The sequence below is a fragment of the Actinopolyspora sabaoui genome (assembly GCF_051225635.1).
Lineage (GTDB): Bacteria > Actinomycetota > Actinomycetes > Mycobacteriales > Pseudonocardiaceae > Actinopolyspora.
This window is the reverse complement of the sequence record NZ_JBMIHH010000002.1, coordinates 80,531-96,836: the sequence shown is the minus strand read 5'-3', so window position 1 is coordinate 96,836 and position 16,306 is coordinate 80,531. Positions and strand designations below refer to the sequence as shown.

At 68.9% G+C, this 16,306-nt stretch carries 13 protein-coding genes; 3 read left to right on the top strand and 10 right to left on the bottom strand.

Annotated features, from left to right (window positions below):
* Positions 1–116 precede the first annotated feature (116 nt).
* Positions 117–1,079 (bottom strand): DMT family transporter, encoded by a 963-nt coding sequence (locus ACOQFL_RS02950; RefSeq protein ID WP_435542548.1) that lies wholly within the window; start codon positions 1,077–1,079, stop codon positions 117–119.
* A 128-nt stretch (positions 1,080–1,207) separates the two neighbouring features.
* On the opposite strand from ACOQFL_RS02950, the gene ACOQFL_RS02945 reads away from it, so the two are divergent.
* Positions 1,208–2,101, top strand: a complete 894-nt coding sequence (locus tag ACOQFL_RS02945; protein ID WP_435542547.1) for a LysR family transcriptional regulator — start codon at positions 1,208–1,210, stop codon at positions 2,099–2,101.
* Positions 2,102–2,123: 22 nt separating this feature from the next.
* Here ACOQFL_RS02945 and ACOQFL_RS02940 read toward each other — a convergent pair whose 3' ends face one another.
* The 6 genes from ACOQFL_RS02940 to ACOQFL_RS02915 all read right to left on the bottom strand — a co-directional run bounded on the left by ACOQFL_RS02940 (position 2,124) and on the right by ACOQFL_RS02915 (position 9,288).
* Positions 2,124–3,812 (bottom strand): serine/threonine-protein kinase, encoded by a 1,689-nt coding sequence (locus tag ACOQFL_RS02940; RefSeq protein WP_435542546.1) that lies wholly within the window; start codon positions 3,810–3,812, stop codon positions 2,124–2,126.
* A gap of 171 nt (positions 3,813–3,983) precedes the next feature.
* Complete coding sequence (locus tag ACOQFL_RS02935) at positions 3,984–5,594, bottom strand: serine/threonine-protein kinase (RefSeq protein WP_435542545.1); 1,611 nt, start codon at positions 5,592–5,594, stop codon at positions 3,984–3,986.
* Positions 5,595–6,005: 411 nt separating this feature from the next.
* Positions 6,006–6,785 (bottom strand): hypothetical protein, encoded by a 780-nt coding sequence (locus tag ACOQFL_RS02930; RefSeq protein ID WP_435542544.1) that lies wholly within the window; start codon positions 6,783–6,785, stop codon positions 6,006–6,008.
* 18 nt (positions 6,786–6,803) lie between these two features.
* Positions 6,804–8,027 carry a hypothetical protein gene (locus ACOQFL_RS02925; protein WP_435542543.1) on the bottom strand — a complete coding sequence of 408 codons (1,224 nt, stop codon included), beginning with the start codon at positions 8,025–8,027 and terminating at the stop codon, positions 6,804–6,806.
* A gap of 25 nt (positions 8,028–8,052) precedes the next feature.
* Positions 8,053–8,790, bottom strand: a complete 738-nt coding sequence (locus ACOQFL_RS02920; RefSeq protein ID WP_435542542.1) for a PIG-L deacetylase family protein — start codon at positions 8,788–8,790, stop codon at positions 8,053–8,055.
* 180 nt (positions 8,791–8,970) lie between these two features.
* Complete coding sequence (locus ACOQFL_RS02915; RefSeq protein ID WP_435542541.1) at positions 8,971–9,288, bottom strand: hypothetical protein; 318 nt, start codon at positions 9,286–9,288, stop codon at positions 8,971–8,973.
* 166 nt (positions 9,289–9,454) lie between these two features.
* Here ACOQFL_RS02915 and ACOQFL_RS02910 point away from each other — a divergent pair, with 166 nt between their 5' ends.
* Positions 9,455–10,246 (top strand): 3-hydroxybutyrate dehydrogenase, encoded by a 792-nt coding sequence (locus ACOQFL_RS02910; RefSeq protein ID WP_435542540.1) that lies wholly within the window; start codon positions 9,455–9,457, stop codon positions 10,244–10,246.
* 93 nt (positions 10,247–10,339) lie between these two features.
* Here the strand turns inward: ACOQFL_RS02910 and ACOQFL_RS02905 are convergent, their stop codons facing one another.
* Complete coding sequence (locus tag ACOQFL_RS02905) at positions 10,340–10,648, bottom strand: chorismate mutase (protein WP_435542539.1); 309 nt, start codon at positions 10,646–10,648, stop codon at positions 10,340–10,342.
* A gap of 280 nt (positions 10,649–10,928) precedes the next feature.
* On the opposite strand from ACOQFL_RS02905, the gene ACOQFL_RS02900 reads away from it, so the two are divergent.
* Positions 10,929–13,400 carry a UvrD-helicase domain-containing protein gene (locus ACOQFL_RS02900; protein ID WP_435542538.1) on the top strand — a complete coding sequence of 824 codons (2,472 nt, stop codon included), beginning with the start codon at positions 10,929–10,931 and terminating at the stop codon, positions 13,398–13,400.
* Positions 13,401–13,466: 66 nt separating this feature from the next.
* Here ACOQFL_RS02900 and ACOQFL_RS02895 read toward each other — a convergent pair whose 3' ends face one another.
* Positions 13,467–15,062, bottom strand: coding sequence for an ABC transporter permease (locus tag ACOQFL_RS02895; RefSeq protein ID WP_435542537.1), 1,596 nt, complete (start codon positions 15,060–15,062; stop codon positions 13,467–13,469).
* Positions 15,059–15,985, bottom strand: a complete 927-nt coding sequence (locus ACOQFL_RS02890) for an ABC transporter ATP-binding protein (RefSeq protein WP_435542536.1) — start codon at positions 15,983–15,985, stop codon at positions 15,059–15,061. The genes ACOQFL_RS02895 and ACOQFL_RS02890 overlap by 4 nt, the downstream gene beginning before the upstream one ends.
* Between the last annotated feature and the right edge of the window lie 321 nt (positions 15,986–16,306).

The following is a 16,306-nucleotide window of genomic DNA, read 5'->3' as shown; positions in this document are numbered from 1 at the left end:
GTGGTCCTCTGGTTACGCCCCGAGGGTGCGTAAATTTCGCGCGAAATTGACACACCCCGGGCCGAACCACACCATCGCCCCGTCAATTTCGCGCGAAATCTACGAGCGGGTGGGGGTCAGTCGCGCGCCGGTTCCGGAGTCTTCCGCTCGGTGTCGTTCCGGGACTTCCGGCCGCCGCGTACGTTCGTGCGGCTCAGGGCCACTCCCACCAGCACGATCAGCATCCCGAGCAGTACGCGCGGGCCGAAGCTCTCGTCGAGCACCATCCAGCCCAACAGCACCGAGACGATGGGCATCAGGTATGTGACGGTCGAGGCTGTGGTCGCCCCCTCGTCGGAGACGATCCGAAGTTGCAGTGCGAACGCGAATCCGGTGCCGAACACTCCAAGCACACCCACCGCCAGCAGCGGAACCGGCGAGAGCTCGATCGGTCCCAGACCGCCCAGCGGCAGGGTCAGCACCGCGATCCCGCTCGCTGCCGACATCTGCATCGCACCAACCGTCAGCGGTGACAGTCGCTGTCCGCCGGAGCCGGACCCGCTCAGGCTTCGTCCAATGTAGACGAAACCGATCCCGTAACTCATTCCGGCCCCGAGGCAGGCGAGCGCGCCCCATCCCAACAGGCCGCTCGAACCGTTCCAGGGTGCCAGGATCACCACCACTCCCGAGAAACCCAGCAGCAGCCCCAGCAGCCGCGGCGGCGGCAGGGAACGCTGCGTCCCGAACGCGAGCCCGAACACCACCGTCCACAACGGTGTGGTCGCGTTGAGCACCCCCGCGATGCCGGAGTCGACGGTGCGCTCGCCCAGGCCGAACAACACCCACGGCAGCACGTTGCTGAACACCGCCGCACCGGCGATGCTGCCCCACAGCCGTCGCCCCTCGGAGGAGGTGGGGCGGACGAGCCGAAGACCGTTCAGCAGACACAGCCCCACCAGCACGACCGCGCCGAGCACGATCCGGGAGAACGCCACCTGGGTGGGTGACATCGCCTCCAATCCCAGTTTGATGAACAGGAAGCTCGCTCCCCACAGCAGCGCGAGCGTCAGCAGCCGCACGTAGTTGGCGCGGTTGTACACGGAACTCCTCCACAACAGGCCGGTCCTCGCGGTGAACCAGTCACCACCAACACGATGGGCGCCGAGTCGGATAAGCACAAGTGGGTTTTTCTACACTTACCTTTCAGTTCTGCTGTACTATTCGCGGCATGTTGGATGTCCGGCGGATGCAGGTGCTGCGGGCCGTGGTCAACAGCGGTTCGGTGAGTGCTGCCGCGAACAACCTGGGTTACACCCCTTCGGCCATCAGCCAGCAACTCAGCACGCTGGAACGCGAGGCGGGGGTCTCGTTGCTGGAGAAGGTGGGAAGAGGAGTCCGTCCGACCGCGGCCGGAACGATGCTGGCCGAACGGGCCGGGGATCTCGCCGAACTGCTGTCCAGAACGGAGAGCGAGCTCGCGGGAATGCGCGCGGGGAACTCCGGCGTGCTGCGCCTGCGGTTCTTCCAGAGCGCCAGTGTCGCGTTGATCCCGCCCGCCGTGGCCGCCTTCCGGGCCAGGTATCCGGGGGTCCGGTTGGACCTGGGGATGCGGGAGGAGGGAATGCTGGAGCGGGTCGCCGAGGGGGACGCGGACCTGGCCGTGATCGTGGTGGGACGCGAGCTCCCCTCGATTCCCGGCGTTCGACTGCTGCACCTGGTCGACGAGCCCTACCGCGTGGTGCTGCCCGTGGGGCACCCGCTCTGCTCGGAGGAGTACATCGACCTGGCCAGGCTCTCCGAGGAGTCCTGGATCCAGGACTCGGTGGGGACGGGACCGTGCGCGGAGTCGCTCTACGACGCGTTCGCCGCCGCCGGATTTACCCCGCACCTGGCGCTCGAATCGGACAGTCCACAGTCCTCACAGGGATTCGTCGCGGCGGGGATGGGGATATCGCTGGTCCCACGCCTGGGACTGGATCCGGTGCATCCGGGTGTGGAGGTACGGCCGCTGCGCAATCCCGAACCGGTCCGTCGGATCCACGTGGCGGTGCGGGAGTCGGTGATACACGCGCCCAACACGGCGGCGTTGCTGCAAATGCTCACCGAGACCGCGCGGGCATAGAGTCCCCCGGCGGGCGATCGGGTCAGGTGGCGCCGCTGTCGGTGTTGACCAGCGGCTCTCCGCCCCTGACGATCATGCCGAAGACGTGCCGCTCGGTGCTGCTGCCACCGTCCTCCTTCTGGTAGCGCAGCACTGCCTCCACCTGGTTGTCGCCGATCGCCCGGGGCCCGCTGACGATCTTCACATCCGCTATCGAGTCCCAGAAGCCCTCGTAGGTTTCCTTCCCGACCGATTTCAGCTCGGGGCCCAGCATCCGCCACGCGTCGTCGGTGTCCTCGGTGACCGTGTCGAAGTACGTCCGGACCGTGGCGACCAGTTCGTCGTCACCGACCGCTCCCGGCGAGGACTTGTCCTTCGAGGAATCGTCGGAGGACGGTGGCGTCGTGGAGCTCGGGGTGGTCGCCGACTCGCTGGACCCGGCGGAACTCGGAGGGTCGGACGAGCCACCCCGCGAGCGCGGAAGTTCGTCCGCCGAGGCACTCGTGACAGCCGCGGCCGCGCCCGAGGAACCCGAGCCACCGCCGCTGCCGCCGGTGAAGGCGTTCGCGGCCAGAATCCCCAGCAGGATCGCCGCGATCACCGCCACCGTCCAGCCCGCCACCCGCTTGGCGGTGTCGGTGCTTGCCGCCCCCACCGCCGCACCGACCCTGGTCGGTGGATTGGCCGTCGCGGGAGGAGCTCCTCCCACACGTGTGGGATTCGACTGGTGGCCCGGAGCACCGGCGGCTGCCGGTGTTCCGCCGGGCGGCACGCCCTGGTTCGGCGGTCTCGCGGGCACACTCGGTGCTGCCGGGGCGGCTGGTGCGGCCGGACTCCCCTGGCTCACCTGCCCCGCCGGCGCCACAGGGCCCTGCCCCTGCTGCTGGGCTCCCACACCGCCGGGTAGGGGCCTGCCGTCCCGTACCGCCTGCAGAATGTCCCTGGCCTGCGCCATGGTCGGCCGTTCCACCGGATCGGCCCGCAGCAGTTCCAGCAGGGCTGGAGTCATCGGGCCGGCGTTGCGCGGGTGGTCGACCTGCCCGCGTGAAACACGGTGCAGCAGGCTGATCGCGTTGTCGTCCACCCCGAACGGCGGATGCCCCTCGATGGCGGCGTAGAGGGTCGAACCCAGCGAGAACACATCCGAGGCCGGGGCCGGATCCCTGCCGAGAGCCACCTCGGGGGAGAGATAGGCGGGCGTGCCCGCGAGAATGCCGCTCTTGGTGACCGCGACGTCGCCGACCGCCCGGGAGATGCCGAAGTCCGTGATCTTGGCGGTGCCGTCGCCGCCGAGCAGGATGTTGCCCGGCTTCAGATCCCGGTGCACGATCCCTGCCAGGTGGGCCGCCGCCAGCGCCGCCGCGACCTGGGCCCCGATTCCCGCGACCTCGACCGGCGAGAGCAGTCCCCGCTCGGAGATCCGCGAGGCCAGGCTCTCGGAGGGCAGGTACTCCATCACCAGCACCGGCTGGCCGTCCTCCTCGGCCACGTCGAACACCGCGATGGCGTTCTGGTGCTGCAACCGAGCCGCGATCCGGCCCTCGCGCATCGAGCGCTCGCGGGCCTCCTTGGTCTCGGCCTCGGTGTGTCCCTGCTGCAGCAGCAACTGCTTGACGGCCACGGTGCGCTGCAGCCGTTCGTCGACCGCGCGCCAAACGACTCCCATCGCACCGCTGCCGATGCTCTCGTGCAGCCGGTAGCGTCCGGCGATCAGACGACCTTCGGCGCTCACAGTTCTCCCAGATCCTGGCGATGTCGGTGACCGGACGTGCCGACCGAACCCCTGCCGAACGGCATCACGCGACGGGCACAACAGTACTGCGTCCCGCCCGCCACGCTGCGGGCCGGTCGGGATCACCGGGGCCGAGCGGCCGGGTACTGCGCCACTCGGCGGAACCACCTGTTACTCGCCGGCAGCGACGTTCTTACTCTCCGAATCGCCACCGGACGCCCCGGCGTTACTCGAGCCGTCGCTGGAGTCGCTGCCGCTGCCACTGTCGGCCCCGCTGTCCGAGCCGCTACCGCTGTCGGATCCGCTCCCGGAACCGTCCTCGGTTCCGCTGCCGCTGTCGCCCCCGGATCCCTCGCTCCCACCGCCGGAACCGCCGTCGGATCCGCTGCCGGTCTCGTCGGTCGGCTCGGTGTCGGAACCAGGAGTGTTGTTATCCGAGGAAGTCGGGGGCTCCGCCGAACTCTCCGATGCCGAAGGGTCCGTCTCGGAGCTCTCCTGTTCGGTGTCCCGGTTCCAGTCGGGCTCCTGGTTCCGGTACCCGTCGTCCTCCGGATAATCCGGCTCGGTGGTCTCGGTGGTGCTCGATTCGCCCGCTGCGGGCGGCACCATCGGTTGGGTGGTCTCCCCACCGCTCGTGGAGCCGCCATCGGAGTCGTTACCCAACAACGAAGTGGCCAGCAGAATCCCGGCGACCGCGGCGATCACGAGCAGCACCCCGGAGACCACCAGCGGAGCCCTGCTCCGTTGGCCGCGCGTGGCCGTTTCGGGCGGCGGGCCCGATCCGGCGTAGCCGGTGGCCTCGGCGCGTGCGGTTCCGCCGAAACGGTCTTCCGTCTCCGGAGTGCCCCCGACCATCGTGCCGCCGTTGCGCGGGTTGGAGGGAGGATCGGTCGCAGCGGCCGTGCCCGGAGCCATCGCGGGGGGAATGGGAGCGGCCTTGGTCGGGACGGAGGTCACCGCCTGGCCGTTGGCCACGCCCTGCAGCATCTCGTGGACCTGCGCCATGTCCGGCCGCTCACCCTCGTCGGGCTGCAGCATCGCCAGCAGCGGGTCGGTCATGGGGCCCGCGTTCTGCGGTGGTTGCACCTTGCCCGCCGCCACGGAGTGCAGCAGTGCCAGCGTGTTCTCGCTCTGCCCGAACGGCGGCCTGCCCTCCACGGCGGCGTAGAGCGTCGCTCCCAGCGAGAACACGTCGGATGCCGGGCTCGGCTCCTTGCCGCAGGCCACGTCCGGTGACAGGTAGGCGGGGGTTCCCGCGAGCATTCCGGTCTTGGTGACGGCGACATCGCCCTGCGCTCTGGAGATGCCGAAATCGGTGATCTTGACCGTGCCGTTGTCCCCGAGCAGCACGTTGCCCGGTTTGATGTCGCGATGCACCACTCCGGCGGAATGCGCCGCACCGAGCGCCGCGGCCACCTGCGCTCCTATCCGTGCCACCTCGCGCGGCGGCAGGGGGCCGTGCTCGGACATCATCGCCGCGAGACTGGTGGACGGCAGGTACTCCATCACCAGTACCGGGTCGCCGTTCTCCTCGACCACGTCGTAGACCGAGACAGCGTGCGGATGTTGCAGTCGTGCCGCGATACGTCCCTCGCGCATCGCCCGTTGTCGCGCTTCCTCCGCCTCGGTCGGATCCAGACCGGGCTGGGTCAGCAATTGCTTGACCGCGACCGTGCGGTGCAGGCGCTCGTCGACGCATTCCCACACCACGCCCATCGCGCCGCTTCCGATGCGCCGCTGCACTCGGTAGCGTCCGGCGACCAGGCGACCTTCGTCGCTCACCGACGTCTCCCCGTACTGCTCTCGATCCCGGTCGACCTCGTCACCGGAAACACCGGTTCACCGGGTCGTCGGGATCGGTGGATTGTTGCGGGCCCCGCGTGGCCCTCCGACATGTACACGTTCACTGTGCGACCGCGTTCGGTCACGAAAACCGAACGACCGTGACACGGCAGCCTAGCCCACCGAGGAACCGGCGGAGCGGAGAAGTCCTCGACCGCTTCGAGGCCACGTGACCGGCACTGCGCTCGTGCCGTCGGCGAAGCGGTCCGCCCCGAACCGTCCCCGGCATTCCGGCGACGTGGCAGTTCGTTGCCGCATCGTTGTGAGAATACCGGCCCGGCAGAGTCACCGGTACGGCCGTCCCGCGATTACCGGTGTTCTTCCTCACGGAGTGTCGGTCGTTCAGGGGGACTACCGCCCCGGTTCCCGGAAACGCGCAGCGTCCAACCGGACACGCAGGATGAGCGGATCCGTGCCGTCCTCGACGGCGAAGGAGTAGCGGAGTGCGATTCCGGTCCCCGTGGCGTCGCGTGCCGCGATCGTCGACATCACCCGGCCGCTCGTGGTCACGCTGATCTCGTCCGAGCGAATCGATCGCAGTGCGCGCCAGCTCCGCACGATGTTCGTCCGCTGCTTCTCGGTCATGCTCACCGAGAGCAGTCGCACCGCGCTCGCGGGCTCCGTTCCCAGCAGCTCGCAGAACTCGCGCACCACCCGCACCGAGGGAACCGACGTCTCTCCGGAGGCCTCGGGGCGCGGACCGCCGCCGCGTCCCTCGGACGGGCCAGGCACGGTCGGATCCTCCGCGAGGTCCGCACGTGCCGCCGGGCTTCCCGGCAACGCCCTCGAGCTCCCCGCTCGTTCCAGCAGCAGATCCACTCGCAGTGCCGCGGCACCCGTTATCGGGGCCCCCGGGCGTTTCGGCGTCTTCCGTTCCGAACGCGGCGGCGTCGAGTCCGACAACACCACGCCGAGAGCCGCGGTAACGCCCATCGCCAACAGCGCCCCCAACGCTCCCATCGTCAACAGCACCGAACGCCCACCGAGCTGGGCCGTTCCCGAGCCGGTCCCGCCGGGTGGCTGTTCGGAGTTCTCCGCGCTGTCGAGGAGCCGGGGTTCAGTCGTTTCGTCGGGGTGCTCCACCTGCCACGCCCCTTCGAGCGGCTCCCCGCCTCGTGCCGATTCCGACATGTCGTTCCTCCCGACCTGTCAGCGGTTCCCGGGCGGATCGTCAACGGGTTCGTCGGCGACCACTCTCCGCAGGTGTGCGTCGAATTCCAGTCGCCGGTAACGCGTGCTCGGCCCCCCGAATCCGGACTCCACGCGCAGTTCGTTCACCGTGCCGTTACCACGTACGGTGCTGTGGACGAGTTCGATCGACCCGAGCTCCGCGTAGTGGCGGTGCGGACAGATGTGCCGCAGCGATCCGGCCGTCAACTCGTGCGCCGGACACGGCTTCCCGGAATCGAGCGCTCCGAAGTAGCGCTTCGTGAGGTCGAGCATCGCGGTGGGCGGACTCGTCGTCTCCTGCTGTGTCGTGCCCTGCTGTGTCGTGCCCTGTTGGGCCGGGCTCTGTGGAGTCGGGCGTTTCGTGGCCGTGGGCGCTGTGGTGTGCCAGGGGGTCGCGTTCTGTTGGAGAGTTCCGGGGAAAGCGGTGCTCGCCGGGGTCCCACTCGTAGGAGGCTCATTCGAGGGGGTGGTCTGCTGCGGGGTGCTTTCCGCCGCGAGATGGTGCACTGCCGTACCGGCAGTGGGGAGATCGTGCGTGGGAGCCGTGCTCTGTCGTGATGTCGACGGCACGGCTGTCGAACTCCGCTGTCGCGTACCGCTCGGAGTGTAGTGCGCGGGCGGAACATCCCCGGCGGTCCGCCCGGTCACCGCGGGTTGGCGGGTGAGTTCGGAGGAACTCGGTTCCGGTAGAGCGTTGTCGTCGGCGGCGGTGGCGTCTCCCGAATCGGTGGTGCTCTCGTCCGTTCGGGAGAGCGGTGGGTACTCCCCGGCTCGTGGCAGTTCCCGGGGGACCGTGGCCAACCGAGCGGGTTCGTTGCTCATCACCACCGCCGTGATCAGCGCGATTCCCCCCAACGCCGCTGCCGCCGAGATCACCACGAACCATGCCGCTCGCCGCCAGGTGCGCGGCGGAGTGATCGAAGCGGGGATCATGCCGAGTCCGAACTCACGCAGCCCGCCCCCCGATTCCGCCGGTTCCTCCCCGTCGGGAGATCGTGTCGCCGCCCCCGGCGTGGCCGTGTCCCCCGTTCTGGTGACGCGGCTCGTTCCGGTGATGCGGCCCTTTCCAATGACGCAGCGGCTTCCAATGACGCAGCGGCGCTCCGGCCCACCGTGGCTCGCTCGTGCGGCCGCGGCCTCGCCGTCTTCGTCCGGGTAACGGTTCGGCCCGCCACCGTTCATCGCGACTCGCCCTCCTGCCATACCGTCCGGGACTCCCCGCGTCGACTCACGCGGTGTCGACCACCTGGAACACTTCGGCCATCCGACCCTCCGCCAATCCGTGTCGTCGCGCGTTGGCGCCCAAGTGTTCGCGCATCATCGCGGTGAGTTCCCGTGAATCAGCCACTTGCGAGGCGTGCTCCGAAAGGGCCGCGATCTTGTCCGTGAACCGGTCGGTCACGTCGACCGGGTGGTTGGCGCGTTCCGCAGGCGCCTCGGTGATCCAGAGCTGCCGCACCGTCCACGGCCGCAGTCCTTCCCGGTCGAGCAACTCCGGGTGTGCGAAGGGATTCCGCGCGTCCGGATACACCGCGGCCAGGGTGGCCTCGCCCACGGCACGGTGATCCGGATGGGCCAGCGCGATGCTGGACCAGTTGATCTCGGGGGAGTGCGTGACGACGATCTCCGGGCGCACGGAGCGGATCATCCTGGTGATCCGGCGGCGCAACGTCAGGTCCGGAGTCAGTCTGCCGTCCTCGTGCTCGAGGAAACGCACATCGTCCACTCCGATCCGTGCGGCGGCACGTCGCTGCTCCGCGACACGCAGCTGCCGGACCCACTCCCTACTGGCGTCCTCCGGGGCCCCGGCCTCACCCGCGGTGCAGACGCAGTAGGTGACCGAGGTGCCGCCTGCCGTCCAGCCGGCGACGGTCCCCGCACTGCCGAAGTCGACGTCATCGGGATGGGCCGTCACCACGAGAGCGCGTGCCGGGGCACCGGTGGAGGAGTTCGGTGAGTCGATCACGGGGACAGCCTAGGCAGCCCCGTGACGATTACGGAAACGGGTCGGAGAGAAACGTTCTGTGATTGATGTGGGAGGTTCGAGGTCCACTTCCGAGTGAGGGCGGAGAAGGGAATGAGAGCGGTTTCGCCCCGGGTGCGGTGGGGAGTTCACGCCCTCACGCGGGGGTGCGGGGAGCTCCGATCAGTACCTGCCACCGCGAAAATCCTGCTGGGTGCTCCGCAACGCGTGCGTCGAACCGATTCCCACGCCACCACCGAGCAGAATGGCGAACACGTCCGGAACCACGCCACCCGTGGACAACAACACGGCCAGCAGCCCCAGACCGAGCGCGGTCCCCGCCACGGGGGCCCGTTTCCGGGCGAACCCGACAGCCGGTTGCCCGCCGGGGCGTTTCCGCGCCGCGGTCGACAACAACGTCAGATACCCCGCGTGGCCCAGCGCCGCCAGCAAAGCGAGCAGAGTGACCACGAACGCGATCACGTCGATAATCGTGCCCATGGGCCCACCTTCCCCCAATCGTGGCCGGTTCGGCCACATCCACTCGACAGCTTAGTACCGGAAAAGCCCGGCGAACGTCGAAAAAGCCCGAGGAACCTCGGATTCCGCGGCGAATTGCCCTGTACGGATGTTGGATGGGGACCGTAACCACCTTTAAGTTGCCGGTATGGCTGACAGTTCGGCTGCCGCGGCGGGAGCGTCCGCCGAAGTCGCGGTGGATCTGACGGGCAAACGAGCGCTCGTCACCGGAGCGGGGAGCGGGATCGGGGCGGCGGTCGCGCGGAAGCTGGCGGTCTGCGGGGCCCGATTGCTGCTCGTCGACCGCGTGGCGGAAGCGGTGGAAAGGGTCGCCGAGGAGACGGGGGCACGATACACCGTCGTCGACCTGTCCGAACCGGATGCCGTCGCCGAGCTGGGCGAGGACACCGACATAGTGGTCAACAACGCGGGGCTGCAGTACGTGGCTCCGGTGCACCAGTACCCACCGGACATGTTCCAACTGCTGTTGGCGGTCATGGTGCAGGCTCCGTTCCGGATCATCCGTTCCGCGCTGCCCGGGATGTACCGCAACGGATGGGGCAGGATCGTCAACATCTCCTCGGTGCACGGTATCCGTGCCGCACCCCTGAAGAGCGCGTACGTTACCGCCAAGCACGGGCTGGAGGGGCTGTCCAAGACCGTGGCCGTCGAAGCGGCGGGTTACGGGGTGACCTCGAACTGCATCTGTCCGGGATACGTGCGCACCCCGCTTCTCGAACGCCGGATCGCCGAGCACACCGTGCGTGACCGCGTTCCCAGGGAGCAGGTGGTCGAGGACGTGCTGCTGGCGCGCACCCCGGTCAAACGATTGGTGGAGCCCGGGGAGGTGGCGGAGCTGACCGCGTGGTTGTGCGGTGTTTCCGCCGTCTCGGTCACCGGGTCCTCGTTCTCGATGGACGGCGGTTGGTCGGCCCACTGAGGTCCGGCCGGACCGCTCGGTCACCCGCGAACTCCCACCGAGCGATCGTTCGGCCGAACCTTTCGGGAACTCCGGCCCCTTCGGGAACTCCGGTCAGTGCCCCAGTTTGCCGCGACCGAGCCTGAGCAGGATCATCGCCAGTTCCCGTCCCTCGGCCCCCAGCTCACGGTAGCGCGCCAGCACGTCCATTTCCCGGTTGTAGACGATGCGAGTGCCCCCTTCGGCCATTCGCGCCGCGCCCACTTGGCGGGACACTTCCGCCCGACGTTTGATCAGGCGCAGGATTTCCTCGTCGAGGTAGTCGATCTCGTCCCTGAGTTCCTCGACCGAGCCGTTCTCGACGGGCCACTCGGGGTCGGGGCTTTCGGCACCGGTTCGATCGCTGTCCACGGTCGCGCTCAACTCTTCCTCCGGGTCGTCGGTCCCGGAATCCGCCCCGGATGCGCCACCGCCCCGGGTTCGGAACTCCGGGGCATCGTTCTTGGAGCTTACACAGCTACGGACGCCGGAGTCCCGGGCCCGTAGAAAAACTGGCGACTACGTGTAAGCACGTGGTCAGTCTGCCACAACGAACCAGGTCGCACCACCAGGCGGGCCTTGGTCCGAACGAGGGATGTCGGGGTGGCGTTCGGTCTCGGCTGCCCGTGGTACGCCGGTGCCGGAACGGTACTCTGAATTACCGATGAGCACCCTGTTCGACGCCGCAGCCGACGGTCCCGTCCGATCCGAGGGGACGTCCCCGCCTGATGGCCGGGACGGCATGGCGAGGAGCGCGCCGCTGCCCTCCAGTGAACAGCTGATCTCGGAGCTGAATCCGCAGCAGTGCCGTGCGGTGCTGCACAGCGGCACACCACTGCTGGTGGTGGCCGGGGCCGGCTCGGGCAAGACCAAGGTGCTCACCCACCGCATCGCGCACCTGCTGGACCAGCGCGGTGTGCATCCGGGCCAGATCATGGCGATCACGTTCACCAACAAGGCCGCCACCGAGATGAAGGAACGGGTGGCCGAGCTCGTGGGGCGGCGCGCCAACGCGATGTGGGTTTCCACCTTCCACTCGATGTGCGTGCGCATCCTCCGCCGCGAAGCGAGAACCCTGGGGCTGTCCACCAATTTCTCGATCTACGACGCCGACGACTCCAGGCGGCTCGTCACGCTGGTCGCCAGGGACCTGGAGCTGGACTCCAAGCGGTATCCGGTGCGCACGCTCGCGGCGCAGATCTCGAACCTGAAGAACGAACTCGTCGATCCGGACACGGCCGCCGAACGCGTCGGCAGCGACCTGGAGCGCAAGGTCGCCGATGTCTACGCCGCCTACCAGCGGCGGCTGGCGGACTCCAACGCGATGGACTTCGACGACCTGATCATGCGCACCGTCTCGTTGTTGCGTGATCACCCGGCCGTGGCGGAGCACTACCGCCGCAGGTTCCGGCACATCATGGTCGACGAGTACCAGGACACCAACCACGCGCAGTACGCGCTGGTGCGTGAGCTGGTCGGTACCGAGTCCGAGGCGAGCGAGATCCCGCCCGCCGAGTTGTGCGTGGTCGGCGACGCCGATCAGTCGATCTACGCCTTTCGAGGCGCCACGATCCGCAACATCGAGGAGTTCGAGCGGGACTACCCCGAGGCGGACACGATCGTGCTGGAGCAGAACTACCGCTCCACCCAGACGATCCTGTCGGCGGCCAATTCCGTGATCCGTTCCAACACCGGCCGCCGGGAGAAACGGCTCTGGAGCGAGGCGGGCGAAGGGGAACCACTCGTCGGTTACGTGGGCGACAACGAGCACGACGAAGCCGCGTTCGTGGCCGCCGAGATCGATCGACTGGTGGACTCGGGAGAGGCCACCTTCAACGACATCGCCGTTTTCTATCGCACCAACAACCAGTCCCGGGTGTTCGAGGAAGTGTTCATCAGGCTGGGACTGCCGTACCGGGTCATCGGCGGGGTCCGGTTCTACGAGCGCCGCGAGGTCCGGGACGCGTTGGCCTACCTGCGGGTCCTGGACAATCCGGACGACACCGTGAGCCTGCGTCGGATCCTCAACGTTCCCAAGCGCGGGATCGGCCAGCGTGCCGAGACGGTGCTCGCCGAGTACGCCGAACAGGAGCGCATCTCGTTCGGTGCCGCGCTCCGGCACGGGGCCCGGGGCGAGATCGGGCAGCTCAACTCGCGCTCGGCCCGCGCGGTCGCCGGTTTCACCGAACTGCTCGACGAGCTGCGCGAGGTGTCCGCGAACAACGATGTGGCCGAGGTGCTGCGTACGTTGCTCGAGCGCACCGGCTACCGGGGTGAGCTGGACAGCAGTGACGACCCGCAGGACGCCTCCCGGGTGGAGAACCTCGACGAGCTGATCAGCGTGGCCCGGGAGTTCGGCGACACGCGCCCGGCCGGGGAAGCGGAGTCCACATCGGACGACTATCCCGGCGGTGAAGAGTCCGGCGGCGAAGACTCCGTGGCAACGGAACAGGACGAGAATCCACTGCCCGACGACTCGATCGGTGCCTTTCTGGAACGCGTCTCGCTGGTGGCCGACGCCGACGCGTTGCCGGAGAACAGCGACGGCCTGGTAACGCTCATGACACTGCACACCGCGAAGGGCCTGGAGTTCCCGGTCGTGTTCGCCACCGGTTGGGAGGACGGCGTCTTTCCGCACATGCGGGCGTTGGGGGATTCGCAGGAGCTGTCCGAGGAGCGCAGGCTGGCTTACGTCGGTATCACCCGTGCCCGGCGACGGCTGTACCTCTCCCGCGCGTTGATGCGCTCGGCCTGGGGACAGCCGGTAACCAATCCGGCCTCGCGGTTCATCACCGAGATTCCGCAGCATCTGGTGGAGTGGCGCAAGCTGGAGCCGGAGCGCTCCGCACCACGCGAGCGCGGCGGCTGGGGTGGTCGCGGTGGTTCGGAGCTCGGATCGGGAGGTTCTTTCGGTTCGGGCGATCGCGGTTCCCGCGGTGGTGGCGCGTCGAGCTGGAAGAACTCCGTCCCGATCAAGCTGGAGGCGGGCGACCGGGTCAACCACGACAAGTACGGACTCGGCACGGTGCTCTCGACCGACGGTGAGGGGGCGCGTGCCACGGCCAACATCGATTTCGGCGACTCGGGCACCATCCGGCTCATGCTCATCGGCAGCGTGCCGTTGGTGAAGCTGTAGCGCGTCCCGGACCCCGCGGTTCGGCCGCGGGGTCCGGGACGCGCGAGGTTCGGGTGTCGAAACGGTTCAGGCCGCGTCGCGACGCCGGTATCCGGCGACTCCGACCGCCGTCAGCAGTACCGCCGTGGCGGCCAGCGTGAGCAGCGGTAGCGGGGTGAACTCCTCGGTGGGCAGCGTCGGCACGTGTGCGAACGGCGAGAGCTCCGAGATCCAGTCCGGCACTCGCAGCAGCGGCCCGAACATCCCCACGAAGACGATCCCGGTCAGCACGAGCCAACTCAAACCGGTGGCTCCGGGCAGCACTCCGAACAGCAGGGTCGAGAGTCCGACCAGTACCCAGACCGCGGGCAGATAGGCCAGTGCCGCGCCCAGTATCCGGACAGCGTTGCCCGGATCGCCGCTGGTGCCCGCGTAGACCAGCCCCGCACCGAGCCCGGCCCCGCCCATCACCAGCACGCTGCCGCACAGCGTGGCCGCCAGGCCGGACAACGCCCAGCGCGACCGGCTCAGCGGGGTACCACCCAGCAGGGGTTCCACTCTCCCCGCCGACTCCTCGGCACGCAGCAGCCCGGCGGACTGCAGCGCGAACCCACCGGACACCATGCCCAGCAGCGAGAGGTACGTGGCGATCATCGTCTCGGCCGAGTCGGCTCCGCCCGCCTGTTCGAAGTAGCGCCGGGCCATCTCGTTCTCCCGCACGAACACCGCTGCCTGCTCACCTATCGCGCCCACGAACGCGCCGAACAGCGCGAAACCGATCGTCCAGCCCGCCAGTACCCCGCGCTGCAGCCGCAGCGCCAGCGTGAACGGGCCGGAAAGCATGGCCGAGGCGGCGGCACGGCCGGAGCGGCCCCGCACCAGCCCCGCTCCCTCGTCGCGCCGGGAGCGCAGCAGAAACGCAGCCACGAGCAGTATCACCGTCAGCGCCACCCCGAGCAGCAGCGGCAGGCCGGTGCCGTCCACGTAGGCGCGGGTGCGCTGCGCCCAGCCGACCGGGGAGAGCCAGGAGAGCGTGCCGTCGCCCAGATCCCCCGCGCCGCGCAGTGCGTAGCTCAGCGCGAGGAGCGAGGCCGCCGCCCCGGCCGCCGCGCGGCCGTGCTCCATGAGCTGTGCGGTAACCGCCGCCACGGCGGTGAAAACCGTGCCGACCATGGCCAGTCCCGCCGCGAACAGCAGCGAGCCGGCCGTGCTCAGCTGCGGCAGCACCACCGGCAGCGCGAGACCGAGCAGGGCACCCAGGGCCAGATTCACGCCGATGACGGTGACCAGCGCCGCCGTGAGCGGGGCGTGCCTGCCGACCACTCCCGCGCGCAGCAGCTCGACCCGGCCGCTCTCCTCCTCGTGGCGGCTGTGCCGCACCAGCAGCAGGATGCTCATCAGCGCGATGAGTACCGCCGTCATCCCGCCCATCTCGTTGGCGACCATCGCGCCGAAGGTGTAGTCCCGCTGCCCGAAACCGGGGCCGGTCAGCACCACCGTGGCCGGGTTGTTCATCAGGGCGGCCCGTGCCTGCCGGTCGGCGGCGGAGTCGAAGGCCACCGGGAAGGTGGCCACGCTGCCCAGCAGGAACACCGCCACACCGAGGATCCATGCCGGGATGCGTATCCGGTCCCTGCGCAGTATCAGCCGGACGAGCGCTCCCGTGCCGCGCAACGTGCTCATCGGTTCGCTCCTTCGGGGGCGGAGGTCTCCGGCTGCTGCTCGTAGTGCCGCAGGAACAGCTCCTCCAGGGTGGGAGGCTGACTCGTCAGACTGCGCACCCCGACCGCGGTGAGTTCGCGCAGCACCCCGTCCAGGTGTGGGGTGTCCACCTCGCAGCGGACGTGAGTGCCGGTGACCTCCAGGTCGTGCACGCCGGACAGCTCGGACAACCCCTCCGGAGCGGCCGAGAGCTCCGCCGTGACCGAGGTGCGGGTCAGGTGCCGCAGCTCGGAGAGGGTGCCGGATTCCACGGTGCGTCCGGAGCGGACGATGGTCACCCGGTCGCAGAGCGCCTCGACCTCGGAGAGGATGTGGCTGGACAGCAGCACGGTGCGCCCCTCGCGCTGCTGCTGCCGAACGCACTCCCGGAAGGTCTCCTCCATCAGGGGGTCCAGCCCCGAGGTCGGCTCGTCCAGCACCAGCAGCTCGGGCTCGGAGGCGAGTGCGGCCACCAGACCGACCTTCTGCCGGTTCCCCTTGGAGTAGGTACGTGCCTTCTTGCGCGGATCGAGGTCGAACCGGCGCAGCAGGTCCTCCTTCCGGCGCTGGTCGACACCGCCGCGCAATCGGCCCAGCAGGTCGATGACCTCCCCGCCGGAGAGGTTCGGCCACAGCGTCACGTCGCCCGGGACATAGGCGATTCTGCGGTGCAGCTCGGTGGCGTCGTGCCACGGGTCGCCGTCGAGCAGTCTCGCCTCGCCGGAATCGGCGCGCAGCAGTCCGAGCAGGATCCGGATCGTGGTGGTCTTCCCGGCGCCGTTCGGGCCGAGGAAACCGTGCACCTCGCCGGTACGCACACTCAGGTCCAACCCGTCCAGTGCACGGGTCGGACCGAAGTCCTTGGTCAGGCCGGAGATCGTCACGGCCGTGGGGTCGGAGTTCAACGTGACTCCTTCGGAACGGATTCGGGCGGTTCGGCTGCCTTTCAAAGCCGCGGCGGATCGGGGTCCGCCGTACGTTCCCCCGCGCGGGAGGAGTACAGCCGCTTCACGCGGCGGTCCGCCCTGTCGGATCCGGTGCCGGCGATCGTGCGTACCACGTTTTACACGGTACACAACGTTCATAAATCTGTGAACAGAATGAACCGAGCGACCGGCTCCGTCCGGTTTCGTCGGGCAACTGGTTGGCTTCCCGGGGTCGGCTTACCGGGGTCGGAGTTCCCGGCGGTCGGAGTTGTTGCGATAGACTGTTTTCACGAAGCTGTG

Coding starts and splice junctions, on each gene's coding strand:
- ACOQFL_RS02925 (WP_435542543.1), bottom strand. CDS start 8,027: ATGGCAGGAGGGCGAGTCGCGATGAACGGTGGCGGGCCGAACCGTTAC.
- ACOQFL_RS02945 (WP_435542547.1), top strand. CDS start 1,208: ATGTTGGATGTCCGGCGGATGCAGGTGCTGCGGGCCGTGGTCAACAGC.
- ACOQFL_RS02915 (WP_435542541.1), bottom strand. CDS start 9,288: ATGGGCACGATTATCGACGTGATCGCGTTCGTGGTCACTCTGCTCGCT.
- ACOQFL_RS02895 (WP_435542537.1), bottom strand. CDS start 15,062: ATGAGCACGTTGCGCGGCACGGGAGCGCTCGTCCGGCTGATACTGCGC.
- ACOQFL_RS02910 (WP_435542540.1), top strand. CDS start 9,455: ATGGCTGACAGTTCGGCTGCCGCGGCGGGAGCGTCCGCCGAAGTCGCG.
- ACOQFL_RS02930 (WP_435542544.1), bottom strand. CDS start 6,785: ATGTCGGAATCGGCACGAGGCGGGGAGCCGCTCGAAGGGGCGTGGCAG.
- ACOQFL_RS02900 (WP_435542538.1), top strand. CDS start 10,929: ATGAGCACCCTGTTCGACGCCGCAGCCGACGGTCCCGTCCGATCCGAG.